The organism is Candidatus Binatia bacterium (genome assembly GCA_035631035.1).
Classification (GTDB): domain Bacteria; phylum Eisenbacteria; class RBG-16-71-46; order SZUA-252; family SZUA-252; genus DASQJL01.
Genome location: DASQJL010000004.1, coordinates 1 through 25,828, shown reverse-complemented (window position 1 = coordinate 25,828; position 25,828 = coordinate 1). Strand labels below are relative to the sequence as shown.

Genomic DNA, 25,828 nt, shown 5'->3' with positions numbered 1-25,828 from the left:
CCGAGGCCGGTGCCAACGAGGTTCGTTGGAACGGTCGTCGTGATGACGGAACGCAGCTGGCGAGCGGCGTCTACTTCTACAAGGTGAAGTTTGCCGACGGCTCCGAGTCTGGAAGCCGGATGGCGCTTGTGAAGTAACACTCGCAAGGCAGTGGCGAGGGGGCCGCTGGGGAAACCCGGCGGCCCTTCTCGTTTTGGAGGTCGCGGCACCCGTTCCGGGTGTCCTCGCCAACGGGGGGCCGGGCGCTACGCGTTCTTGCGCGAGGGAAGGCAGCCCTTCGGGCGGACCGCCCTCCGGCCCGACACTGACTCGAGTCTCGTAGCCGCCTCGGCGGGCCTCCGGGAGGCCGCCCTCCGCGGCTGCCTTCCCTCGCGTCCAAGACCGGGCTGCGTCCTGCCCTCCCCATCGCACGGCATCACCGGCCGGGCGGCACCCCCAAAAGTGGCCGGTCGTCACGTTGACCCCGGCCCAACCGCATTGCCTTGCAGAGCTGAGTTCTACTTACATGCCATGGATGGTGTTTGCTTCGTGCCAATCGTTGGGATCAGTCCACGCCGCTTGCTGGGGGGAGGCCGGACTCGATCCGCACTTCGCGGAAGAGGCGGTGAACGGAGGGGGCCATCATGGGGGCTTCCAAGGGCCAGATCAGCGTGGCGTCGCGGCGTCGCGGGCCGAACTGGGGGAGGTCCAGGATTGGGTGGAGATTCGGGTCGAGCCGCGCCGCGGTATCGACCTGCCGGATCATCACCGGGTTGAATACGGTCGGGGCGATCGCGACCTCACCGATGCGCGCCGCCGCTCCCGCGATCAGCAGCTGCGCCGTGAAGGAATGCCCGGTCGCATGGCAGAGCTCGCGCACCAGGGCTCTCGCCTCGTCCGTGCGCCCTTCGACCGCCGCGATCATCGCGCCGATCGCTTGCATGTCGCCGGGCCCGGCTCCGTGGGCAAGGCCCTCGCGCATCGACTCGGCGGCCGCCGCGCGATCTCCTCGCGCGAGATGGACCCACCCGCGCGCGGCGTACAGCACGGTGGTGGGAAAGTGGTCCCGCGACAGCTGGCGGATGCGATGGGTGAGGGCGATGGCCTCATCCAACCGCCCTGTCATGTAGGTCAACTGGGTGAGCCAATGGTAGGGGAACGGATCCTGAGGGTCCGCCTCGACGGCGCTGCGACAATACCGTTCGGCAGCCGCGAGATCGGCGCGATTGAACGACAGGACCGTCAGGTTGGCCAGGGCCGGCATGAAGCGCGGATTCACTTCCAGGGCGCGCCGGAGCGCGGATTGCGCGGCCTCGATATCCCCCACGATGAGGAGGTTCAGTGCTTCGGCCTTGTACGCCTCCGGAAGGCGAGGGTTCAGGGCGATCGCCCGGCGCGCGGCTTCGAGGCCCAATCGGGTGGCTTCGGGGATGTTCACCGACTTGCCCCACTGGCAGAGCTGTCCATAGCTATCGGCGATTCCGGCCCACGCGAGCGCATACTTCGGGTCGATCTCGATCGCCTGCTGGAACAGACCCATCGCCTCGCGCAGGGCCGCGTCGGTGTAGCGCCCGTACAGCTCGCGGCCCCGGAGGTAGAGATCGTAGGCGCGCACGTCCTTCGGGCGGTCCTTGACGAGCGTGGCCGACTCCGTGGGCGTCAGCGCGACGCGCAGCGCCTCGGCGATCGAGGAGGCGATCTCTTCCTGCACCGCGAAGACGTCCTCCATCGTCCGGTCGTACCGCTCGGCCCACAGATGGAAACCGTCCGAGGCGTTGATGAGCTGCGCGGTGATGCGCAGCCGCTCGCCCGCGCGCCGCACGCTCCCCTCGAGGACCGCACCCACACCCAGCTCCGCGGCGATCTTCGGGAGATCCACGGCCGCGCCGCGGTAGCGTGCGACTGCGTTGCGTGAGGCCACCCGGAGGCCCTTGATCTTCGAAAGGTCGGTGAGGATGTCCTCGGTGATGCCGGCGCAGAAATAATCGCTCTCGGGGTCGTTCGCGAGATTCTCGAAGTAGAGCACGGCCAGGGACGGCAGCGCCGCTGACGGTGAGGGCCGGCCGCCCGAGCTCCCGGTGAGCTCGAGGGCGATGTCGGTCAGCTCGCGGCGCAGGTCGCCGATGTCGCGCGGGCGCTCCTGGACGTCCTTGGTGAGGCACCGGCGGGTCATGTCGCGCAGGCGCGCGGGAACCGAAGCGGGGATCAGGCTCCAATCGGGTTCATGCTCGAGGATGTGGGCGATCACGTCGAGCGCCGTATCGCCCGTGAAGGTCTGGCGCGCGGTCAGGCACTCGTAGAGGACGCATCCGAACGCCCACACGTCGGCGCGGCGATCCACACTCCGCCCCCTGGCCTGCTCGGGGCTCATGTACGCCACGGTGCCGAGAACGGCGCCCACGGCCGTGGCCGATGCGGAGAGCGTGGGGGCCTCCGGGCCGTCGGACGGCTGTTCCTCCTGCGCCGCTCGTTCCTTCGCGATTCCGAAGTCGAGCACCTTCACGGCCCGCGCCGCGGTGAGCATGACGTTATCGGGCTTGAGGTCGCGATGCACGATGCCCCGCTCGTGCGCCGCCTCCATCGCGGCGGCCACCTGCCCGGCGACATCGAGCGCCTCCCGGACCGGAAGCGCGCCACGCCCCAGCCGCTGGGAGAGCGTTTCCCCCTCGACCAGCTCGAGCACGAGGTAGGGCGTGGCTCCGGCCTCTTCGAGTCCGTAGATGCCGGCGATGTTCGGATGGTTAAGGGAGGCGAGCAGCCGGGCCTCGCGCTCGATCCTGGCGAGCCGTGCCGGGTGCCGCGCGAACGCATCGGGCAGCCCCTTGATCGCGACCTCGCGGCCCAGGCGCAGATCCCGTGCACGGTAGACCTCGCCCATCCCACCGGCGCCGAGGGCGCCGAGGATCTCGTACGTGCCGAGGCGGGTGCCGGGGGCCAGGGGCATGGTGGGAGGAGTCTAGGGTTCCCCGGGCTGAGTGTCGAGGCTGCCGGAACGACGCGAGCCCCGGCAGCAAGAGGGCCGCCGGCCCGGGATGTCGGTCGTCGACATGGACCTTGTCAACCCAGGAAGGGCGGAGGCATTCTCGAAACACACTCCCGAAAGGAGGCAATCGATGCGCCACTCCGTGCTGATCCCCCTGGTTCTGCTCATCGCCGGCGGTCCCGTGCACGCGCAGCTCAACACGTTCTACCGCGGTGTGCAGACCGTGGACGGGAAGGAATATCCAGCGACCGCCCAGTTCTCCATCGAGAAGGGCCGCGTCGCGATGCTGATGAAGGGAGCCCGCTCGGCGAGGATGCTGTTCCTGGAATCGGATCACGTGCTCCGGATCGTCGACGACCAGACGAAATCCTACTTCGATATCGAGAAGGGCGCGCTGCCCGGCGGCATGGGCATGATGGCGGAAGCGGAGAAGCAGCTCGCCAAGCTGCCGCCCGAGCAGAGGAAGATGGCGGAGCAATCGATGGGCGGCATGATGAGCATGGCGCCGCCCGCGCCCACGGAATATGTCTGGTCCAACGAGCATCAGACGATCGGGGGCTACGACTGCACGCGCGTGGACGCGATGCGGGGGAGCGAGAAGCGCTCCGAATATTGGGGCACGACGTCCAAGGACTTCGCGATGAGCGAGGCGGAGCGGAAGACGATGCTCGCCATGCAGGACTACCTGCGCCACTCCCTCATCATGGTCCAGTCCGCGGGCGGAGGTTCCGGCGGCGACGGAACGCGCGCGTTCCAGTGGGACACGAGCGTGGACGGCTACCCGATCGTGACGCGATGCTTCGACCAGGGGAAGATGACCCTGGATCTGAAGCTCGAGTCGTTCAATCGAAGCGCGCTCTCGAAGGACCTGTTCGAGATTCCCAAGGGTTATGCGAAGCAGGACCTGTCGGGGAAGGGGAAGCGACACTAGAGGGAACCCTTCGCCAATCCACTTGCCTTGCCCGGGCGGCCTCACCTAGCCTCATAGAGGGTCGGGGCGAACGAACGAGGTCCGCCCATGGCTACGCGCTTCCGGCTCGCCGTTTCCGTCCTCACGCTTCTCTTCGTCATCGCCGCGCCACCCGTCCACGCGGCGACACCGCTCCATACCGTCCGCATCGCTTCCGGTCTGTCGAAACCGCTCTTCGTGACGTCGCCTCCCGGCGATACCGCGCGCCTCTTCATCGTCGAGCAGCGCGGCGCCGACAACCGGGGCCGGATCCGGATCTTCAAGAACGGCGCCGTGCTGGCACGCGCGTTCCTGACGACCGCGGTCCTCTCGACAGGGACCGAGCAGGGGCTGCTCGGCCTGGCGTTCGCCCCGGACTACGCGACCACGGGCCGCTTCTACATCGACTACACGGCGTCGGACGGGACCACGATCATCGAGCGCCACACCGTGAGCGCGGATCCCGACAGCGCGAGCCCCGCCGGCACGACCATCCTCTCGATCCCGCAGCCATACGCCAACCACAACGGCGGCTGGATCGGATTCGGCCCCGACGGTTACCTCTATATCGGGATGGGGGACGGCGGCAGCGCGGACGACCCCCAGGACCGGGCGCAGAACCTCAACGTTCTCTATGGGAAGATTCTCCGGATCGACGTGAGCGGCGCGACGTACGCCAGCCCGCCCACCAATCCGTTCTTCGGAGCGACGGCGGGTCTGGACGAGATCTGGGACTACGGCCTTCGCAACCCGTGGCGCCCCAGCTTCGATCGACGCACGGGCGACCTCGTGATCGCCGACGTGGGGCAGAACGCGATCGAGGAGGTCGATTTTGAACCTGCCGGCTCGGGCGGAGGACGCAACTACGGCTGGCGCTGTTATGAGGGAACCCCTTTCCACCTCGAGAGCGCGACCACCCCGTGCGGCATGTGCGTCGCGGCCGCCTGTCCCAAGGTGTTCCCAGCCTACGAGTACGACCATTCCCTGAGCCGCTGCTCGATCACCGGCGGCTATGTCTATCGCGGATGCGTCATCCCCGACCTCCAGGGGACCTACTTCTTCGCGGACTACTGTTCGGGAGCGATCTATTCGGGGAGGTTCGTCGGGGGAGCGATGGCGAACGTCATCGATCGCACGGCGGAGCTGGCTCCCGGCGGAGGCCTCTCGATCGGGTCGATCACCAGCTTCGGCGAGGATGCGCGGGGCGAGCTCTACATCTGCGACGGCGGCGGCGAGGTCTTCAAGATCGTGCCGAGCGCTCCGGTCGCCGCCTCCGACATGCCCGTTCTGCGCCGGGCAACCGCCCTGGGCGACACGCTTGGATCCACGACTCCCGGCAACGCGCTGCTTCCCGGGATCACGGCCTTCGCGGACGCGGGGAGCCGGATCCGCGGCGTCGGTTTCTTGAATTCGGCGGCGATTCGCGAGTGCGCAAGCGCCCCGACCGGGTGCCTCGCGTCAAGGCTTCGCGTCGGGGTGTTCGACATCGACGTCCAAGCCTGCGTCGATTCCGTTGCGGGACGTTTGACGCGCCAGCTCACGTTCACCAATCGGTCGGGCGCGTCGCAGCCGCTGGCCTACGTGGACGTGATCGCCCCGTACCTGAACGGCGACGAGGACGGCGCGACGACCGCCGCGCCATCAGGCTCCGGTCAGTCGGCGACGCTCGTACTCTACGACTCGTTTCAGTCCACGCGCTACGTCCGCCACTGGGGCACGGCCTCGAGCGGAGCGGTGTTCAGCGCCGACGTGGATACCGCAGCACAGGTGGCGGCCGAGGTCGCCGCGGACAAGCCCCTGGCCGGCGGGACGTCGGCCGGGCCCGCGCGGCTCGCTCTCGCCCTCGGGTTCGATTTCGGCTCCGTGGCGTCCGGCGCCTCGAGGACCGCCACCATCACGACGGACGTCCTCGGCTCGCCGCCGAGCGGCGTGACTGGGAGTCCGCCGGCGCCGCAGGCTCGCCTGCTCGAGGTCGCGCCGATCCCGTTCCGCTCCGAGCTCAAGGTGGCCCTGACCCTCGCCCGTGGGGAGCGGGGGGCCCTGGATGTATTCGACGTCCGCGGCCGACTGGTGCGGCATCTGGCTCGCGGAACGTTCCCGGCCGGAGTGCGGCGCCTCACGTGGGATGGCCGCATCACGAGCGGAGGGAGCGCGCCCGCGGGGATCTATTTCGTGAGGTACACGGGGGAAGGCGCCATCCAAGTGCGGCGTGCGGTCCGATTGAGGTAGCGACGGCGGCGTCCCTGCCCGGATCCGAGCGCCCGGACGCCGTTCGTCACCACACGCCGGGGATGAGCCTCTTCGTCCGAGCCATGTACGCGCGATAGTCCTCCCCCAGCCCTTCGACCAGGAGCGCCTCCTCGCGAGGGATGCGCTGGAGCACGCCCACCAGGATGGGGAGCGTGGTGAACAGGAATCCCGCGGGGCTTCCCAGGATCAGCGGAGGAGCGGCCCACTCGAGCACGTATCCCAGGTACAGCGGATGCCGCACCCATCGATAGATTCCCGAGCTCACCACCTCGTGCTTCTCCTGGAGCTGCACGCGCACGGTGAAGAAACGGCCGAGCGTTCTCTTGGCCACGAATCGAACGGCGAATCCGCAAAGTCCCACCGCAACGCCGAGAATCCACGACGGCCACGACGGGTTCGCGCCGACGGAGCCCGCCTTGATGGAGAACATCCAGAGGAACATCCCCACGAACGGCAGGATCAGGAAGAAGAGGGTCGACAGATGGTCGCGATTCCCGCGCTCCCCGGATCCGAGCCGAAACCGCGTCAGGACGAACTCCACCAGGAGGAACAGGGCGAAGTATCCATAGAACGACAGCACCACGAGGCGTTCGCTCACGTCGCTTCCTTTCGCTCCGGGCAGGTGGGGGCTCGGCGGCACCGGATGCCTATCATTCCGTGCCTCTCCCGTCCGTGCTAGCCTTTTCGGAATGGCCTCCCTCGGACCGACTCGAACGATCTCCAGGACGTCGCTCGTCGCGCTGGAGCTGATTGCCCCCCGATGATCGGCCGGAAGCTGTCGCACTATCAGGTTCTGGAACGGCTCGGCGCCGGCGGCATGGGGGAGGTCTATCGCGCCCACGACAGCCGCCTCGAGCGCGACGTGGCCGTGAAGGTCCTGCCGCCCAACGTTCTCACCGATGAGGAGGCGCGCCGGCAATTCCGGCGCGAGGCGCTGGCGCTCTCCCGCCTCAACCACCCTCACATCGCCACCGTCTACGATTTCGACACCGACCAGGGGATCGATTTCCTCGTGATGGAGCTGGTCCCGGGAGAGTCCCTCGCGGATCACTTGAAGCGGGAGCCGCTCCCGGAAGCCGAGATCGCACGCCTGGGAAGCCAGATCGCCGAGGCGCTGGAAGCCGCGCACGAGCAGGGCGTGATCCATCGCGATCTGAAGCCGAGCAACATCATGGTCACTCCGAAGGGGCAGACCAAGGTGGTCGACTTCGGCCTGGCCAAGCGGCTCCAGGAAAAAGTCGGTCACACCCTGGCCACGGCATCGAGCGGCATCCAGGGGGTGGTCGGCACCCTGCCGTACATGGCGCCGGAGCAGCTGGCCAGCGGCGTGATCGACGCGCGAACCGACCTGTACGCGCTCGGGGCCGTGCTCTACGAGATGACCACCGGACGGCGCCCCTTCGAGAAGGACCGGATCGAGACCCTGATGTTCGAGATCCTCCACGGGGTGCCGCGCCCGGCGGGGTCTCTGCGGGGCGACATCTCCCAGGACCTGGACCGCCTCATCGAGTCCTGCCTGCGGAAGGAGGCCGGCGAGCGTCCCGCGTCGGCCGTCGCCGTGATCCAGACGCTGCGCGCCATCGGCCGGCCGGGATCGCACGGAGGCAATGGGGAATCCGTTCGCGAGGCGCTCCCGTCCCTGGCGGTTCTCCCGTTCGAGAACGTCTCGCGCGATCCGGCCCAGGAGTACTTCGCCGACGGAATGACCGAGGCCTTGATCTCGGAGCTCGCGCGGCTCAAGGCGCTGCGGGTGATCTCACGCACCTCGGCCATGCGCTACAAGGGATCCCAGAAGGCCCTTCCGGAGATCGCCCGCGAGTTGAACGTGAGCGCCGTTCTCGAGGGTTCGGCGCTGCTGGTGGGGAAGCGGGTGCGCATCTCGGCCCAGCTGATCTCCGCGCGGAGCGACGAGACGCTCTGGGCCGACCGCTACGACGGCGACCTGGAGGACGTCCTCGATCTCCAGAGCCGGGTCGCGGAAGCCGTGGCCAAGGAGATCCAGGTGCACGTGACTCCGAAGGAGGCGAAGCGGCTCGCCAAGCGCCAGGCCGCGGTCAACCCGGAGGCGCACGTCGAGTACCTGAAGGGCCGGCACACCGCGGCGGCCACCTCGCCGCAAGCCATCGAGCTGAGCCTTCGGTACTACGATCGCGCCTTGAAGCTGGATCCCACGTTCGCCCCGACCTGGGCGGGGATCGCCCATTGCCAGGTCGTCCGCGCCGAACGGGGCATGGCGCCTCCCTCCGAGGCGGCGCCTCTCGCGCGGGCGGCCGCGCTGAAGGCGCTGGAGCTGGACGATTCGCTCGCCGACGCCTACACGGCGCTCGGGGAAGTGGCGATCCTGGATCACGATCTGCCGGCCGCGATCCGCAATCTCGAGCACTCGATCGACCTGAATCCCCAGCCGGCCGCGTACACCGCCCTGGGAGGCATCTTCTACTGCACGGAGCGGCACCGCGAGGCCCAGGAAGCGATGCTTGCCGCGCTCCAGCTCGATCCGGTGTCGATGATCATCCATACCGCCGTCGGGGACGCCTACTACTATGCCCGCGAGTACGAGCGGTCGCTGGTCTACTACCAGAAGGCGGTCGAGATCGACCCCCGGTTCGACGGCGCCCACACGGACCTCGCGCGGTCCCTCGAAGCCGTGGGCCGGTTCGAGGAGTCCCGCCGCGAGTACGAAGAGGGCCGGCGCCTGAGCGGCGGCGTGGCCGGGCCGCATTTCGGGATCGCGCATCTCGAGATCAGCATGGGCAACCTGGAGGAGGCCCGCCGCCAGCTGGAGGAGCTGACCGCCGCGCGCTCACGCCGCGTGGTGTCCGCCTGGGGCATCGCGGCCCTGCACGCGCGGCTGGGCGAGGTGGACGAGGCCTTCCGCTGGCTGGATGCCGCGGTGCAGGAGAAGGCCACGGGGCTGATCTTCCTGCGGGTCCATCCGCGTCTCGATGGAATCCGGCAGGACCCCCGCTACGGGGCGCTGGTTCGGAAGCTGAGGCTGGACGCTGGGGGCTGAAACAGCGAGGAGGCGGCGCCTTGCGGCACCGCCTCCCGTAACGCGGGGGCGTGAAGCTATGCCTTACGGACGTTCGCCGCCTGAAGTCCCTTCGGACCGCGGACGACGTCGAACTCCAACCGCTCGCCTTCGGCCAGCGTCTTGAAGCCCTCGCCCGAGATCGCCGAGTAGTGAACGAACACGTCCTCTCCGCCTTCCTGCTGGATGAAACCGAAACCCTTCGACTCGTTGAACCACTTCACCGTACCTGCAGCCACTCTGTGCTCCTTGTTCACCGGGGCCAACGCCCCAACATGCCCTCTCTCTCGAGAGGACCGACCAAGCCAATTTGGCCTGGCCCCCGAACAGCGTCTGTTCGGATACAAAAACGCCGCAGGCAGTTTCTCCTGCGGCAAGAATCGCGTGCTTTCGCTGCGTGCGACCGTCAGGTTACAACCACTCGAAAAAGAGTATCGGCTGCCCGGGGCCGGAAGTAAAGGGATTCCTTTTCGGCCGCCATGCGGTACAAGAGAACTTCCATGACAGGCGGCGGTCGCAAACCATCACGCAGAGGTAGGCAGCAGGGCGGAAGGGCGCAGCCGGCCCGTCCGTCGGGACCCAGGCCGCCTCAGCGGTCGCATCCGGGACCGCGGCCGGCGGGACCGTCAGGACCGAGGTCGCCTCAACGTTCCCACCAGGGCCCGCGCCCGGCGGGGCCGTCCGGGCCGAGGCCTCCGCAGCGGCCGCAGGGGGCGCGACCACCCCAGCGCTCGCAGCAGGGGCCGCGGCCTCCCCGGCCGTCCGGGCCGAGACCGCCGCAGCGGCCGCCTCAGGGACAGCCGCCCTACCGGCGCGGTTTGCGGCAGGCGCCCGTCGCCCCGGTCGAGAGCGGGCCGCCGCGGCCGGTTTCCGGATACCTCGAGGTGCTCGAACGCGGCGGCGGCTTTCTCCGCGATCCGGCCCGCTCCTTTGCGCCGAGCGGCGAGGATGTCTACGTCTCTCCCGGCCTCATCACGCGCTACCAGCTGATCTCCGGCGCCTCCGTCAGTGGCGCCGCCGTGGAGGGCGGCCAGGGCCCACGGCTGGAGTCCGTCGCCGCCATCTGCGGGTTGCCTCCCGAGGATTTCCGGGAGCGGTCCTCGTTCACCAGCCTGACCGCGACGAATCCCGACCGGCGCTTTCCGCTGGGGGTTCTGCGGAACGTCTCGATGCGGATCATCGACCTCTTCGCGCCGATCGGGCGCGGCACGCGGGGACTCATCGTCTCGCCGCCGAAGGCGGGGAAGACCACGCTGCTGGAGGAGCTTGCCGCCGCGATCCTCGCGGGAGCGCCCAACACGATCGTCACCGTGCTGCTCATCGACGAGCGGCCGGAAGAGGTGACCCAGTTCCGGCGCTCGGTGCCCGCCGAGGTCTTCGCGAGCAGCAGCGACGAGTCGGTCGAGGATCACGTCCGCCTCGCCACCATGTGCATGGCCAAGGCGCGCTGCGAGCTGATGTGCGGGCGCGACGTCGTCGTGCTGGTGGACAGCCTCACGCGGATGGGGCGCGCCTTCAATGCGTACGGCTCCGATTCGGGCCGCACCATGAGCGGCGGGCTGGACTCGCGCGCGCTCGAAATCCCGCGCAAGTTCTTCGGCATGGCGCGGAACGCCGAAGCGGGCGGATCGATCACGGTTCTGGCGACCGCGCTGATCGAGACCGGCTCGCGCATGGACGACCTGATCTTCGAGGAGTTCAAGGGGACCGGAAACAGCGAGGTCGTGCTCGACCGCGCGCTGTCCGACCAGCGCGTGTTCCCGGCCCTCAACGTCGCGAAGAGCGGGACGCGGAGGGACGAGCTGCTCTACTCCAAGGACGAGATCGAGGCGATCAACCGGCTGCGCCGCCGGGTGCTGGAACTGCCGCCGAAGCAGGCCATATTGGAGCTTCGGAAGGTGATGGAGCAGTTCCCCACGAACGAGGAGCTGCTGAAGCAGATCCCGGGATCCTGACGCACCGGCCCTGCCCGCCTGGGGCCCCTCAGCGGGCTTCCGCGGAGCGCTTCAGCATCCAGCCGTACAGCCAGGCGACGATCGCGACGAATCCGAGGAGCCCGAGCCAGGGCGCGAGCGCGAAGGTCTCCGGCACCAGCCCGATCGGCGCGTCCTTGGCGAACGCGACGATGAGACCGGCATTGATCACGCCCCACAGGCTCTCGCCGACGATCAAGCCCGAGGCGACCAGCGTGCCCAGCCGCTCGGCCCGGCCCGGGTTCGGCATCGCGCGGGCGCGGCGATCGTACCAGTGTCCCACCACCGCGCCGACGACGACCGCGAAGGTCGCCGACATCGGAAGGTAGATCCCGATGCCCACGGCGAGAGGCGGAATGCGCAGCTTCTTCATCGCGCCGAGCGTCGTGTCCATCAGGATGAGCCCCACGCCGACCAGCGCGCCGATGCCGAGCATCTTCCAGTCGAGGTTGCCGCCGATCACGCCCTGGGCGAGCGCGGAGATGAGCGTCGCCTGGGGCGCGGGCAGGGGATTGGGCGCGACGACGCCGACGTTCGGCGCGCCGGCGAACCCATAGGCCTTGGCGAGCAGGTTGAGCACCCAGGGGATCACCGAGGCGCCGGCGGCCACACCCACGATCAGCGCGATCTGCTGGCGCCGTGGAGACGCGCCGACCAGCTGACCGGTCTTCAAATCTTGAAGGTTGTCGTTCGAGATGGTCGCGCAGGCGAACACGATCGCGGTCACGAAGAGCGCGAACGCGACCAGGGGGCCGCGCGTCTCCGGCGTGGGCGCCACGGCGACGATGATCGCCGACGCGCACAGCACGATCGAGAGGATCCCGACGCCCGAGATGGGGCTGTTCGAGGCGCCGATCAACCCGGCCATGTACCCGCAGATCGCCGCGATCAGGAAGCCGCCGAGCAGCACGAAGGGCACCGCGATCACGGTCAGCGGCACCGCGCTCGGCGCCAGTGCGGTCGACTTGGCGAACGTGAAGGCGAGCCAGCCGGCGATGGCGAGGCACACGGCCGTGAGCGCGACGATCCAGCCGGGGGAGAGGTCGCGATCCCGCTCGTCCGCGGAGGCTTTGGCCCGGGAAGCGGCGAGCGTGCCGACGAGTCCGCCGATGACCGGCTTCGCGAGCGTGGCCAGCGTGTAGATGGCGGCCACCGCGATGGAGCCCGCGCCGATGAAGCGCACCTGCGTGCGCCAGATCGTGAGCGTGTGCGCGTCGAGCCCGATCCCCGCCGCGGCGGGCTGCATGGAGGTCAGGATCGGAACCGCGATGCCCCAGGCGATGATGAGGCCGGTCAGCATGGCCATCCCCACCGACAGTCCGACCAGATGCCCGGCGCCGAGCAGCGCGAGCGACCACGCAACGTCGTAGCCGCTCGAGGCTCGCGCGCCGATCCGGAAGAAGCCGGTCACCTCCGCCGCGGCGATGCGGGTCGCCGTCACGATGGCGAGCCCCGCCGAGGCGACGGAGCCGAGGATGACGGCGACGAGCCCCTGGCGCGCTTCGCCGGTGTCGTCCTTCGTCTCGCCGCGCGTGCCGGAACCCACGCGCAGCACCTCGGCCGCCGCGACTCCCTCGGGATAGGGCAGGTCGGACGTGGTCACCAGCGCGCGACGGAGCGGAATCGTGAACAGCACGCCGAGGATGCCGCCGCTCACGCAGATCAGGAACGACTGCCAGAACGGGAACCCCGTCCACCAGCCCACGATCACCAGGCCGGGCAGGACGAAGATGATCGCCGAGAGCGTGCCGGCCGCGGAGGCGACGGTCTGCACGATGTTGTTCTCGAGGATGGACGAGTCCTTGACGGCGCTGAGAATGGCCATCGAGATGACGGCCGCGGGGATCGACGAAGCGAAGGTGAGCCCGACCTTCAGGCCGAGATAGACGTTCGCGGCCGTGAAGACCGTGGTGATGAGCGCGCCCAGGACGAGGCCGCGTATCGTCAGCTCTCTGGGTTTCAAGCGCCGTCACGATAGCAGCGGGAGGGAGGCGGGGCTACCCTGGAATCAGGGCTCCTCCCGCCCAGGGAAAAGCCCCGGCGGTCGATATCGCCGGGGCCGATTTCGCGGCCGAGCGCGCTCGGGGAGCGCGGATCAGTCCGGAGGTCCGACGAGCGGCTTCAGGTCGGCGAACCACGCGCCGACCTCGGTCAGCGAGGGCACCGGTCCGGTCAGCTTCCGCGACGCGCTCACCTCCGCGAGATGCTTCACCAGCCCCTCGGGGGTGTGCTTGGAGAGGCTCTTCCGGCCGATGACGCCCGAGGTGACGAGGAGCTCGGCGTACTTCGGTCCCACGCCCGGCATGCGCGCCATCCGCGCCAGGGAGACCATCCGCTTGAACTGCTCGTCGTTGAGACCCGAGGTCGTCGCGAGCTTGGCGCGCTGATCCGGGTCGTGCCAGACCTTCATCAAGTCGCTCGTGGTTTCGACGCCCGCAGCCTTCAGCTTGGCGACGAGGTCCTGATCGATGCCTTTCAGATCGGTCATCTTGTGATTCATATCGTTCCTTCCCGGTCTGTGCGTGCGCACGATGGCTCGTTCGAGCCGTAGGGCCCTGAGGCCTGGTTCTCGAGAGATGCCGTGTTGGGACCGGTTCGAGGAGGGCTTGACCACCGTCGAGGGTGGCCCGGAAGCACAGTTGAGGCTATGCATGTATTCTGGACCGATCCACCGTGAGGAGCAAGGGATTCCGGGGTAAGGGTGGCCGGTGCATGGGACGCGCACGTCGGAGGCTCGAGATGAAGCGAGGATCGGCTTGGGGATGGGGATTGCTCGTTGCTGTCGGTCTGGCGGGGTGCGGCCCGGGCGGGGGTTCGAGAGCCGCGCTCGTCGGCGCCTGGCGCTCCTCGGTGCAGTTCGACGCGGGGGCCTTCGCCCCGATCAAGGACCTCGAATTCATGTACGTGTTCCACGAGGACGGCACGCTGACCGAGTCCTCGAACTACGACGCGGCACCCCCGGTGCCGCCCGCCTATGGCGTGTGGCGCACCGTTCGCCCGAACGAATTCGAAGCGCGGTATGAGTTCTACGCGACGACGCCGTCCGCGCCCGACGCCTTCAAGAGCGGCGCGGGATGGATGCCCTCCGGCCGCGGGGTGCTGACCGAGAGGATCCGGGTCTCGTCCGACGGCGGCTCCTATACGTCGACGATCCAGTACCAGGCGCTCGATCGTGCCGGAAAACCCGCCGAGGGCGGCGGAACGGCCAAGGGGCGCGCGACGAAGATGAAGCTCTAGAGACCCGCCATGACGACGCCGGGTCAGCTTCGACGAGTCGTCTTCGCCTCGTTCGTCGGCACCACGATCGAGTGGTACGACTTCTTCCTCTACGGCACCGCGGCGGCGCTGGTCTTCAACCGGCTCTTCTTTCCCAGGCTCGATCCGCTCGCGGGAACCCTGAGCGCCTACGGGACCTTCGCCGTGGGATTCGTCGCGCGACCGCTCGGCGGCGCGGTCTTCGGCCACTACGGCGACCGGATCGGTCGCAAGACGATGCTGGTCTGGTCGCTCGTGATCATGGGCGTCGCCTCGGCGCTGATCGGGCTCCTCCCGGGTTACGACCGGATCGGCATCTGGGCGCCCTCGATCCTGGTCGTGCTTCGATTCCTTCAGGGTTTCGGCGTCGGCGGCGAGTGGGGAGGAGCGGTGCTGCTGGCGGTGGAGCATTCGGGCTCCGAGCGGCGCGGCTTCCACGGATCCTGGCCCCAGATGGGCGTCCCGGCCGGGCTTTTGCTCTCGACCGGACTCGTCACCGCGCTCTCGGCCAGCCTTCCCGAGCGCGCGTTCCTCGACTGGGGATGGCGCGTGCCCTTCCTCCTCTCGGTCGTGCTCGTCGGGATCGGCCTCTTCGTGCGGCTCCGCGTGCTCGAGTCGCCCGCGTTCGCGGCGGTCCGCGATACCGGCCGCGAGTCGCGCGCGCCCCTGCTGGACGTGCTGCGCCGTCATCCGCGCGAGGTGGTGATCGGAGCGGGAATGCGTTTCGCGCAGAACGTGCTCTTCTACATCTATACGGTGTTCGTGCTGAGCTACGGCGAGAAGACGCTCGGCTATCCGCGGAGCGCCGTGCTCGGCGGCGTGGCGCTGTCGGCCGTCGTGGGACTGTTCGCGATTCCGTTCTGGTCGCATCTCTCGGACCGCGTGGGGCGGCGGCCCTTGTACCTCGCGGGTGCTTTGCTCTCGCTCCTGACCGCGTTTCCCTTCTTCTGGCTGTTCGGGAGAGGGCCTGGGTTCGTCGCGGCCGCCATCGTGATCGCGATGGTGGGGCACGACATGATGTACGGCCCGATGGCGGCCTATTTCTCGGAGCTCTTCCCGACCTCGGTGCGCTACAGCGGCAGCTCGCTGGTCTACCAGTTCACCTCGGTCTTCTCGGGCGGGCTGGCGCCCCTGGTGGCCACGCTCCTCCTGAGCCGCCACGGTCCCGGCGCGGTGGCGACCTACCTCGTCGCCTGCTGCGCCATCACGCTCCTGGCCACCTGGTTCGCGCCGGAGACGCACCGGGCGGGGCTCGAGTAGGATGCGGGGATGAAGCCGCTGCCCGTGGTTCTCGGCGTCATGCTCGCGCTTGCGAGTGTCGCCGTCGCTTCCGGCCAGCCGGTGGTGTTCGTCGCGCCGCCGCCGCTGGATCCGCCCCTGACGCGCGCCCCGCTCGCGCCGCCGCTCGTCGTCAGCGGAGGATTCGGCGAATACCGGATCGGCCACTTCCACGCGGGCTTCGACCTCTCGACCAACCGGCGCGTCGGGAAACCGGTGCGCGCCCCCGAGACCGGCTGGGTGGAGCGCGTGCGCTGCTCCGGGATCGGCTACGGCCGGTCCGTGTACCTGCGCGCCGCCGACGGCCGCACCTTTCAGCTCGGCCATCTCGACGCCTACGCGCCGGCGATCGATGCCTACGTTCGAAAAGCGCAGGCGGGCGATGGCCAGTACGAGCAGGATCTCTGGCCCAAGCCCAACGAGATCCGCGTGCGAGCGGGGGACGTCGTCGCCTGGTCGGGTGAGAGCGGCGCCGGCGGGCCGCACCTCCATTTCGAGATCCGTCGCGGCGACGTCGCCTACCATCCCCAGCGCGCCGGCCTGGTCGTGGCCGATCGAAATCCGCCGGCGATCCCGCGCATCACGCTCGAGCCGCTCGACGACTCCTCGGCCGTCCGGGGCGTTTCCGGTCCAATCACGATTCCCCTGGCGGCGCAGGCCGACACGTTGCGCGCGATCGGTCGGCTCCGCGTGATCGTGGATGCGCGCGACGGCATCTGGAGCGGCGTGGACCGCATGGCGCCGTGGTCGACGGGGATCACGTGGCGCGGCCGGACCACCGAGTGCCGGTTCGACAGCGTCAGCTGGGCCACCGACATGCCGGAAGGGGACTACCTCCACGACGCCGGACGCGTGACCGGCGGGAAGGGCCTCGTGCTCTGGGCTCCCGCCGGTTACCGCCCGCGATTCCTGCGCTCGGACGCTCCGCTCACCGAAGAGGCGGGGACGCTCCGTCTCCGGCCCGGCGACCCTCCCGAAACGCTCGCGGTCTGGGCGCGGGACCTGGGCGGCAACGAGGTGCGCCGCGCGATCGTTCTTCGCCCGGGTGCGGCGCCCCCGCCGGCGAGGCCCGCGTTCTGGAAGGGAGACTCCTCGTGGGCCGAGGCTCCGGGAGACTTCGCATCGCTTCCCGGAGGGCGCGTTCGCTGGAGCCTGCCCGCCGGCCTCGCGCCGCAGGGTGTTGACCTGCAGATCGGCGCGACCGGTCAAAGGGCCACGCGAGCCGGAGATCTCTGGTGCGCGACCTTTCCATATCCCGGCCTCAGGCTGGGCCGCGCCGTTCGCGTTCCGCTCGCGATGCGTGCCTCCAGCGGTCCGCATCCCGACTCCGGCGGCATGGTCACCGGCGCGGGCCTCGATGCCGCGGACTCGCTCGAGCTGTCCCTGGACGGAAATCGGCTCCTCGTTCCGGCCGGCGCTCTTTTCGAAGAGGGGTTCCTGTTCGCGGTCCGCGGCGGCGCGGGGCCTTCGGCACGCGGACTGGAGCGGCTTTCGGGCGCCTGGCGCGTGGAGCCCTCCACGATGCCGCTCCGCCGCCCCGCGCGCGTGACCCTCGCGGCGCCCGCCGGAGCGCGGCTCGATCGCGTCGGCGTCTGCCGGCTCGATGGGGACGGCTGGTCCTGGGTCGGAGCGCAGCGCGACAGCGTGCGGCGCGCCGTCACGGCCGAGACGCGCCGCCTCGGAACGTTCGCGCTCTTCCGCGACACCACCTCCCCGCGCATTGTCCTGGGCCGCCCCCCCTCGCGCGCCGCGACGAAACCCTACAGCCGCTGGGCCCTCGAGGCCGCCGTCACGGAGGAGGGAAGCGGGGTCGACGCACGCGCCTCGTGGTTCGAAGTGGATGGCGCGCGCGTGCCGACGGAATGGGATCCCGAAGCGGGGCGCCTGCGGTGGCGGCCGGCGCATCCGCCCCGCCGCGGCACGCACCGCGTGCTTCTCGTGGCGGCCGACCACGCGGGAAACGCCGTGAGGACGAACGGCTCGTTCCGGGTCGGCCCTTGACCGCGCGGCGCTGGTTCGAGCCGGTCCTCCGCGCCCCGTTGACCGCATTCCTCGATCTCGCCGTCCTCGTGATCGCCCTGTTCAACGGCTCGGCCCGGGGGCAACTGGTGCCCTTCGCCGCGCAGGCGTGGGGGTTCGATCCCTTCCAGATCGACCTGGCCCGCTGGCCGACGCTGATCACCGGGGTGTTCCTGGTGCGCAATCCACCGATGCTGGTGGGGATCCTCGTCTTCCTCGCCCTGTCGGCGGGCGTGTATGAAACGCGCTTCGGCACGGGCCGGGCCGCGCTCCTGTTCGCCCTCGCCCACGTGGTGACGCTGCTGGCGACCACCGCGCTGCTCGTCTATCCGATGCACTTCGCCGGCATGACCCGCCTCTCGGACTGGGCTCCGGCGGGCGACGTCGGTGCGTCGTTCGGCGGGTTCGGGTGCCTGGGGGGCTGGATGCGGCGGCTGGAGCGGCCCGCGCGGCTCCGATGGATCGGCGTCGTCACGCTCGCGCTCGTGGCCAAGCTCGTGATCTACCCCGAGCGGTTCGGCGACATCGGGCACGCGATCGCGTTCTTTGCGGGAATGCTCCTGGACGGGCTGCTGTTCGCGCGCCCGCGGGCCTGACCCCGGAAGCCAGAGCTCCCGGGGTCTTCCGGCCACGCCGGGAGGCGCTTACTTCACGCGAACCACCTGTCGCACGAGCTTGTGCTCGCCCGCCCGCACCGAGATCCAGTAGATGCCGGTGCCCGCGCTCGTGCCGCGCTCCAGGCGCCCGTCCCACGACAGCGGATGCGTGCCGGCGGCGAGAACGCCCCACTCGACGGTCCGGACCCTGCGGCCCTGGACGTTGAAGACGTCGAGCCGTACCGGCGTCGGCTGTGCGAGATCCACGCGCAGCTCGAGCGTCGATGCGAAGGGGTTACGAAGGATGCGAAGCGCGGGAGCCGCGACCACGGAAGGTTGCTCCGGAACTCCGGTGACGTTGAGTCCCACCGAATCGGTCTGCATCACCACCGGCCACGACCGGCCGTTTCCCGTCCACACGCTGTACATCGTCTGTCCCGCCGTGTTCGTCGTGTTCTGATCGCGCAGGAACTCGACGTACTCCTTGGAGGTCGTCTGGTAGAGAAGCTCCACGAACACCGAATGCGCGGTGCTCGGCAGTCCGAACTTCTGGGTGTCCGCGTTCTGCCCGTCCGCGTAGCGGGGAAGGAGCGCGGGGCGGTCGGGATCCACCGGCGCTCCCCCGAACGCCGCGAACGCCGCGTTGGTGAACCCCTGGGGCGGAATCCGGTTGTCCTTGTAGAGCGAGTCGTTGAGCGCGAAGTGGAACGACGGACCGTGCGGCGTGCCGAGCGCCGCGGCGAGCGCCGGCGAGATACCCAGCTCGGCCTCGTAGACCGCCGCTTCGGGACCGTGGGTCAGAATGCCGGTGGCGGGGTCGTACTTCCCCGATTCGTAGACGATCGCGCCCGCTCCGTCTCGGGCGACGACATGCAGCCACATCCGGCGCCCCTCGGGATAGCCGGTGGGGAGCTTGTGCCCCGTACGGTTGGTCACCGTGACCACGGCCTGGAAGCTGTCGCCGGCGACCGCGTACGTGAGATCCATGGCCGCCGCCTTTTGAAGCATCGACACCGAGCGTGACGACGCCGCGGTTGCGGAGGCGGCGCTCACCTCCAGCGGGTTGAGCCCGGCGATGATCGAAGGCAGCCACGCGTTGCCGCCGGTCATGTCATGCAGCGGAAGGTCGGCCCGGAGCGGAGCCAGGGGATCGTTGCACCCGTTTCCGGCCACGGCTCGCATGTGGCAATCCTGGCAGGTGGACACGATGCCGCTCGGCTTGTTGCCGGCGAAGTCGGGCGCGTAGACACCGGCCGTAAACGCGCTGTTCTTCCACTCGCTGTACGTGCGCTCGAGGGGCATGAACGCATCGGACGTGACCGGCCCCGCCGCCTGGTCCAGCGGACCGGGGGCGTAGTCCGCGCCGGAGACGCGGCTGAAGACCGGATTCGAAACGTCGTGGCAGGTCCCGCAGAAGTCGCTCTTCGTGTGCACCGCTGAGGCGAGGAACGTGTGCGGCGACGCCGCGTCGGCGAAGGGGCCCCGCTTCTGCGAGACCGGATCGACGACGTACTGTCCGTTGGCGTAGGCGGTGGGCACGTGGGAAGGGATCATGGCGGCCAGGATCGCCTGATCCTCCACCGGGCTCACGCCGGCCTTGTAGATCGGATCCACCCCACGATGGCAGAAGTCGCACGAGACGCCATCCCGGTCGAGCGCCGTGGTCATCTGCACCCCGCTCGTGGGCGTGCTCTTCCCCCCGAGCCACCCGAACGAGTTATGGCAGCGCAGGCAGAGATCCCCGGCGGAAGGCGCGTCCTGATTGGCGACCGCGAGACAGGCGAAGAAGAGCGGATCGCGGCCGGCCTGGGCCATCATGGTTCCCTGCCAGTTGTAGCCGGGCTCCACGGCGATGTTGTAGCCGCCGTGGCAGGTCGTGCACGCGGTGTGGTCCACGTACTGGCCCCCCTCCAGGGGTTGGGATCCCGGCTGCTTGAAGTCGCGCAATGTCGTCGGCGCGGTCCCGCCCGGCATGCGAACGATGGTGAAGAACCCGTCGGTCATGTCGGAGCCCGTGTTCCCGGCCGCGTCGTGCGCCAACGCTCGAACGCGCGCGCCGGTCGCCGGTGTGTTCAGGACGAACCAGGAATAGCTCCCCGTGTTGGGCAAATTGAGCGCGATCGCCTCCCAGGGAGCGAGATCCGCGTCCCGATAGAACAGGTCCACGGTCGCCACGCCCACGTTGTCGCTCGCGCTCCAGGTGATCGTCCTCGCCGCTTCGCCGGTCCACGACTCTCCGCCGTTCGGCGCCAGCACCGTGATCGTGGGCGGCGTCGTATCGGAGCCCGTCGCCGGGACCAGGTAGGCGAGGAGATCGCTCTTGTTCACGGCGCTCACGCTGTCCACGTTCGCGGGAACGAGCCCCGGGAACGTCGGGGTGTTCACGTAGGTGACAAGGTCGGTGATCTCCGCGAGATTCGTGTAGCCGTCCGCGTCGGAGTCGTTGTTCTGAATGCTCAGGATCGCGAGACGCTTGCCGTCCGAGGTATTCGGGTAGCTGGGGAGCGCCGCCTCGACCCACTGGCCATACCGGTTCCGCGGGCCCGCACCCGTGAACTGATAGTGGCAGACGCCGCAGTGGCCCGAGATGCTGGGCAGGTTGTCCAGGCGCGAGCCCAGGGCGGCGGGATAGGCGGCGAAGAAAGCGGATCGGATCGCGGGCCGGGCCGCGGCGGCCCCCGGCAGGAGCAGGAATGCCGCGAACGAGACGAGGATGCCTCCCCGCATCCAGCGGGGTCGACCTGGCCATTTCATGAACGCTACCCCCTGGAGCGGAGCCCCTCGAAGGCAGGGTCGCGCTCCTCCCGAGCGAGAACCAATCGAGAGACGCAAGAGAACAAGGGAGAGGACAGCAGGAGGCATGCCCCGCCGAGACGGCTTGTGTGGCAGGCAAGATCGATGTCCGGCAATCGCTTGGCCCACGCATGGCCGGGAGCCGCGGCCGAGGACGGCCCGGCGGGCTGCCACGCTGTCAGGGTCCTGACAAAGAGGCAGCCGATCGGGTATCGCGGGGTTCCTCTGATGCTCCCGCAGTCGTATCATCGGTGACTTCCATGAGTCCGGTCTCGAAGAAGCCCAAGAGCTCGCCTCCGTCACGGCGGAGGCCCGCGGCGGCGCCGACGGACGCGCGGTACGGGCCCTGGTGGGCCTGGCTCGCCGGCATCCTGGCGCTCACGTTCGCCGTCTATCTCCCCAGTCTCGACAATGGCTTCACGAACTGGGACGACGCCAAGTACGTCACCGAGAACCTCACGCTCGCGCATCCCTCCCTGCACGACATCGTGGTTCGACCCCTGGAAGGGAACTACCACCCGCTGACCGTTCTCTCGCTCGCGCTGAACTACCGCCTCTCGGGGCTGCACCCGGCGTCGTATCACTGGCTCAACCTTCTCCTCCACCTGGCGAACACCGCCCTGGTCTTCCTGTTCATCCGGAAGCTGGCGGGAGGGCTTTGGGCTCCGGTCGTGACGGGCCTCTTCTTCGGGATTCATCCGATGCATGTCGAATCGGTCGCGTGGATCGCGGAGCGCAAGGACGTGCTCTTCGTCTTCTTCTACCTCGCCGGCCTGATCGCGTATCTCGAATACCGGGACTCCAAGCGGGGGATGTGGCTCGCGGGAGCGCTCGCCGCATGCCTGCTGTCGCTCGCGTCGAAGCCGGCCGCCGTCACGTTCCCGGTGGCGCTGCTGCTGGTCGACGCCTACCGCGGCCGCCGCTGGGACAGCGCCTCGGTCCTCGAGAAGGCTCCTTTCTTCGTCCTGGCGATCGTCGCGGGCCTCCTCACCCTGAAGGCGCAGAAAGCCGTCGGCGCCATCGTGGACGTGCCCGTGTTTCCTCTCTTCTCGAGAGTGCTGTTTGCGGCCTACGGGACCGTGTCGTACGTGGTGAAGCTCCTCGTGCCCCTCGGGCTCTCGGCCATCTATCCCTATCCGGTCGGGGGACGGGTGGGCCCGGAGTTCTACGTCGCGTTGGTCGCGCTCGTCGTCCTTCTGCCGGCTGTGGTCTACGGGTTCCGCCGCGATCGGGCCGTCCTGTTCGGTCTCGCGTTCTTCCTGGTGAACATCGCCCTCGTGCTCCAGTTCGTCACCGTCGGCCACGCGCTGATGGCGGATCGCTACACCTACCTCCCCTACGTCGGGCTCTTCTTCGCGCTCTCCCACTGGATGGACACGGGCCCCCGGCCCTGGGCTTCGGGCTCCTCCGTGAAGACCTTCACGGCGGGCCTGCTGCTGCTGCTCGTGCCCGTCTGTCTCGTCCAGACCTGGAAGCGGTGCGGCGTCTGGAAGGATTCCTCCACGCTCTGGACCGACACCATCCGCAACTACCCGAACCGGATCTACGACGCGTACTTCCTGCGCGGGACCTACTACCACCACACGGTGGGCGACCCGGCCGCCGCGCTGGCCGATTACGACGAAGCCCTGAAACTGAACCCGCGGGCGGCGTTCGCTCTGGCCAACAAGGGGACGCTCCTCTTCGACCTGGGCCGGGCGGATTCGGCGTACCTCTATCTGGATCGCGCGCTCCAGCTCAAACCGGACCTGGCGGGAGCGCTGAACAACCGCGGCGCCATCAAGGGACAGCGTGGAGATCTCCCGGGAGCGATCGCCGACTTCTCGCGCGCCATCGCATCCGATCCCCAGTTCCGCGATCCCTACGAGAACCGGGCGGTGGGCTACTACATGGCGGGGCAGTTCGACAAGGCGATCGCCGACACGCGCCGGGCGCTGGAGCTGGATCCGGGGAACCCGGAGAACCACGCGCTCTGGGACGCGATCGGCCAGTACCAGCAGAAGCTGCACGATTACCGCGATGCCGTGACGGCGCACGAGGAGGCGATCCGGCGCGCGCCGTACGGCGACCCGCGCATTCCCGGCTACTACCTGAACCGGAGCTTTGCCTACGAGGGCCTGGGGGACCGCGAGGCCGCGATCCGCGACGCGCGCCAGGCGGAGCAGCTCGGCGCGACCCTCGCTCCGGCCTACCTGAAGAAGCTGGGGATCGCCGCCGCCCCGACGGCCCCCGCCGCCGCCCCCTAGCCTCAAGTTTCCGCCCGCCGCGGCCGATCCTTTCCGGGACCCTTCGCCGACGCAAGCCCGGAGCGCGTGCCTTGAAGCTCGTCGCCTGTCCCCAGTGCCATGCCCAGTACGACGCCGGCCTCGCGGCGGGTCCGACGATCCAATGCCGCTGCGGCGCGACGTTCCCGTCGGAGCCGCCGCGGGCCAAGGATGCCGCGGTCGCGCGCTGTGCCGCGTGCGGCGCCCTGGTCGGAGCGAACGAGCGGACCTGCTCCTACTGCGGCGCCGAAGTCGTCCGGCGGCCGGCGGCCTCGGGTCCGGTCTGCCCCGAGTGCTACGCGCAGAACCCGGAGTCGGCGCGCTACTGCGTCGCCTGCGGGGTGGCGTTTCTCCCGCAGCCGGTGCGGGCCGCCGCCGGGGCGCTTTCGTGTCCGGTCTGCACGGCCGCGACGCTCGCCCCTCGAAACCTCGGCGGGATCTGGGTGGAGGAGTGCCCCTCCTGCCTGGGCTTCTGGACGCCGGGCGACGTGATCGACCGGCTGATCGACCGCATCCGCGAGCGGCTGCTCCAGGACGGCGTCTCCGCGCCGGCGCACCACGAGCGGCGCTCGACGTGGCAGCCCGAGTTCACCTATCGAAAGTGTCCGGAGTGCGGCGTGATGATGCAGCGGCGGAATTTCGGGCGACGCTCCGGCGTGGTCGTGGACTGGTGCGCCAGCCACGGCACCTGGCTCGATGCCCATGAGCTGGAGGACATCGCCGCGTTCGTGATCGAGGGAGGGCTCCGCGGCGCCGATGCGGCGCAGGGGGACGCGTCGCTGGCGGCCGATCCCAGGCGGGTCGCCGCCGTCGCCGCGGCGGAGACGATTCTCGCCAAGGAGCGGGCGGCGGACGAGCGCCGGGAGCGCCCGATGAATCTGGGAGATCTGTTCACGCTGCTGCTGCGTCAGCGCCTGTAACGCGACGGGCGCCGTGCGTGCGCGGGCGGCCACGAACGAGGAGGAACGCATGGGTATCGTGGAGAAGCTGCGGGGCGAGCTGGTCGACATCGTCGAATGGGTCGACGACTCACGGAACACCGTCGTCTGGAGATTCCCGCGATACCACAACCAGATCAAGAACGGCGCCCGCCTGATCGTGCGCCCCGGCCAGTCGGCCGTCGTGGTCGAGCAGGGGCGGGTCGCCGACGTGTTCGGCCCGGGCACCTACGAGCTCACGACGAAGAACCTGCCGCTCCTGAGCACGCTGCGCGGCTGGAAGCATGGGTTCGACAGCCCCTTCAAGGCGGAGGTCTACTTCGTCGCCACGCGCCAGATCACGGAGCTCAAGTGGGGGACGCCGAACCCGGTGATCCTGCGCGATCCTTCGCTCGGGCCGCTTCGCGTCCGGGCGTTCGGCACCTACACGCTTCGCGCGGCCAAGCCCGAGGCGCTTCTCGCCGAGCTGGTCGGCACCGACGGGTCGTTCCAGGCCGACGAGATCGACGTGCTCCTGCGCTCCATCATCGCGACCGCGTTCGCCGATTTGATCGCGACGACGCAGATCGCGATCGCGGACCTCTCGGCGAGCTACCTCCGTCTTTCGGAGGAGCTCAGGAAGCGGGTCCTCGCGAAGATCGGCGTCGAGTACGGTCTGGACGTTCCGCAGCTCTACATCGTGAACGTTTCCGTACCGGAAGCGGTGGAGCAGGCCATGGACGCGCGGTCGGGCATGGAGGTGATCGGCGACGTGGAGCGGTATCAGCGCTACCAGGTGGGGGCGGCGACGCCGCTCGCGGCCGCCAATCCCGCGGGCGGGCTGGCCGGAGCGGGCGTGGGGCTGGGCCTGGGCCTCTCCTACGCTGCCGCGGCGCCGCGGAGCGCGAATGCCTCGGTCATCCCCCCCGTGCCGCTGGCCGACGCCCTCTGGCACGTCGCGACGGCCGGCCATGCCTCGGGTCCCTTCACGCTCGAGCAGATCCGCGCGTCGGTGGCCTCGGGGCAGGTCACCCCGCAGAGCTATGCGTGGACGGCGGGGATGAGCGCCTGGGCGCCCGTGACCTCGGTGCCGGCCCTCGCGGCGCTGTTCGCGCCGCCGCCTCCGCCGCAGAGCTGAGTCTTATCCGTCGAGGTCGAGCTTCTTCATCAGCGCCGCCCAGCGAGGGTCGCCGTGGAAGGGACGGAAGACCGGCTCGCTCCCGGCCTGGGCCATGCCGGAATCCCGCTCCTGATACGCTCGCTCCAGCCAGGCGAAGGTGCCGTCGGCATCGTTCTGAGCCGCGTGGACCGCGGCAATCTGATAGGGCGAGTCCACGGCATGCCGCTCCTCGAGCTGCCGGAGCGCCTCGTCCGACTCCGCCTTCCGGCCGGCCAGCTGATGCACGTAGGCGAGTCCCGTCAGCCGCGCCCATTCCGCGCGCTCCCCCTGGGCCTCCATCAACGCCTCGTCAAACCGCCCCATCTCGGCCAGGACGATGCCCAGCACGTGGCGGCCCCCGATGCGGTTCGGGGAGAGCTCC

The 25,828-nt window shown here is 69.3% G+C and carries 18 protein-coding genes; 11 read left to right on the top strand and 7 right to left on the bottom strand.

Translation table 11 applies throughout. The annotated features are described in order from the left end of the window. Positions 1-544: 544 nt before the first annotated feature. On the bottom strand, positions 545-2,923 hold the full coding sequence (locus tag VE326_00465; GenBank protein ID HYJ31672.1) for a protein kinase: 2,379 nt from the start codon (positions 2,921-2,923) through the stop codon (positions 545-547). A gap of 169 nt (positions 2,924-3,092) precedes the next feature. On the opposite strand from VE326_00465, the gene VE326_00460 reads away from it, so the two are divergent. Beyond that, positions 3,093-3,893 (top strand): hypothetical protein, encoded by an 801-nt coding sequence (locus tag VE326_00460; protein HYJ31671.1) that lies wholly within the window; start codon positions 3,093-3,095, stop codon positions 3,891-3,893. Positions 3,894-3,980: 87 nt separating this feature from the next. Next, positions 3,981-6,140, top strand: coding sequence for a PQQ-dependent sugar dehydrogenase (locus tag VE326_00455; GenBank protein HYJ31670.1), 2,160 nt, complete (start codon positions 3,981-3,983; stop codon positions 6,138-6,140). Between the two features lie 46 nt (positions 6,141-6,186). Here the strand turns inward: VE326_00455 and VE326_00450 are convergent, their stop codons facing one another. After that, a complete protein-coding gene (locus tag VE326_00450) occupies positions 6,187-6,759 on the bottom strand; it encodes an isoprenylcysteine carboxylmethyltransferase family protein (GenBank protein HYJ31669.1) in 573 nt (190 codons plus the stop codon). Between the two features lie 162 nt (positions 6,760-6,921). Between VE326_00450 and VE326_00445 the strand changes: the two genes are divergently transcribed. Next, a complete protein-coding gene (locus VE326_00445; protein ID HYJ31668.1) occupies positions 6,922-9,174 on the top strand; it encodes a protein kinase in 2,253 nt (750 codons plus the stop codon). Positions 9,175-9,230: 56 nt separating this feature from the next. On the opposite strand, the gene VE326_00440 is transcribed toward VE326_00445, so the two are convergent. Then, positions 9,231-9,431, bottom strand: a complete 201-nt coding sequence (locus VE326_00440) for a cold-shock protein (protein HYJ31667.1) — start codon at positions 9,429-9,431, stop codon at positions 9,231-9,233. Between the two features lie 579 nt (positions 9,432-10,010). Between VE326_00440 and rho the strand changes: the two genes are divergently transcribed. Beyond that, positions 10,011-11,147 carry a transcription termination factor Rho gene (rho, locus tag VE326_00435; protein ID HYJ31666.1) on the top strand — a complete coding sequence of 379 codons (1,137 nt, stop codon included), beginning with the start codon at positions 10,011-10,013 and terminating at the stop codon, positions 11,145-11,147. Between the two features lie 28 nt (positions 11,148-11,175). Here rho and VE326_00430 read toward each other — a convergent pair whose 3' ends face one another. Both VE326_00430 and VE326_00425 read right to left on the bottom strand, forming a co-directional pair. After that, positions 11,176-13,128 (bottom strand): oligopeptide transporter, OPT family, encoded by a 1,953-nt coding sequence (locus tag VE326_00430; GenBank protein ID HYJ31665.1) that lies wholly within the window; start codon positions 13,126-13,128, stop codon positions 11,176-11,178. A gap of 132 nt (positions 13,129-13,260) precedes the next feature. Next, the gene (locus tag VE326_00425; protein HYJ31664.1) at positions 13,261-13,653 is read right to left on the bottom strand and encodes a DUF4332 domain-containing protein; all 393 of its coding nucleotides are present in this window, start codon (positions 13,651-13,653) and stop codon (positions 13,261-13,263) included. A 251-nt stretch (positions 13,654-13,904) separates the two neighbouring features. Here VE326_00425 and VE326_00420 point away from each other — a divergent pair, with 251 nt between their 5' ends. From VE326_00420 to VE326_00405, 4 genes are read left to right on the top strand one after another with little or no spacing between them, the layout of a single operon-like run. After that, entirely contained in the window at positions 13,905-14,402 is a 498-nt protein-coding gene (locus tag VE326_00420) for a hypothetical protein (protein ID HYJ31663.1), read from the top strand. Between the two features lie 9 nt (positions 14,403-14,411). Continuing rightward, on the top strand, positions 14,412-15,680 hold the full coding sequence (locus tag VE326_00415) for an MFS transporter (protein HYJ31662.1): 1,269 nt from the start codon (positions 14,412-14,414) through the stop codon (positions 15,678-15,680). A gap of 9 nt (positions 15,681-15,689) precedes the next feature. Next, entirely contained in the window at positions 15,690-17,699 is a 2,010-nt protein-coding gene (locus tag VE326_00410; GenBank protein HYJ31661.1) for a M23 family metallopeptidase, read from the top strand. Continuing rightward, entirely contained in the window at positions 17,696-18,313 is a 618-nt protein-coding gene (locus tag VE326_00405) for a hypothetical protein (protein ID HYJ31660.1), read from the top strand. Before VE326_00410 ends, VE326_00405 begins: the two co-directional genes overlap by 4 nt. Before the next feature lie 48 nt (positions 18,314-18,361). Here VE326_00405 and VE326_00400 read toward each other — a convergent pair whose 3' ends face one another. Beyond that, positions 18,362-21,067, bottom strand: coding sequence for a FlgD immunoglobulin-like domain containing protein (locus VE326_00400; protein ID HYJ31659.1), 2,706 nt, complete (start codon positions 21,065-21,067; stop codon positions 18,362-18,364). A gap of 299 nt (positions 21,068-21,366) precedes the next feature. Between VE326_00400 and VE326_00395 the strand changes: the two genes are divergently transcribed. From VE326_00395 to VE326_00385, 3 genes are all read left to right on the top strand, one after another. Next, positions 21,367-23,352 (top strand): tetratricopeptide repeat protein, encoded by a 1,986-nt coding sequence (locus tag VE326_00395; protein ID HYJ31658.1) that lies wholly within the window; start codon positions 21,367-21,369, stop codon positions 23,350-23,352. Between the two features lie 71 nt (positions 23,353-23,423). Continuing rightward, positions 23,424-24,290, top strand: a complete 867-nt coding sequence (locus tag VE326_00390; GenBank protein ID HYJ31657.1) for a zf-TFIIB domain-containing protein — start codon at positions 23,424-23,426, stop codon at positions 24,288-24,290. Between the two features lie 49 nt (positions 24,291-24,339). Continuing rightward, a complete protein-coding gene (locus VE326_00385) occupies positions 24,340-25,425 on the top strand; it encodes an SPFH domain-containing protein (protein HYJ31656.1) in 1,086 nt (361 codons plus the stop codon). Between the two features lie 3 nt (positions 25,426-25,428). On the opposite strand, the gene VE326_00380 is transcribed toward VE326_00385, so the two are convergent. Continuing rightward, positions 25,429-25,828, bottom strand: a 400-nt coding sequence (locus tag VE326_00380) for a hypothetical protein (GenBank protein HYJ31655.1), incomplete at its 5' end; no start/stop codon positions are given.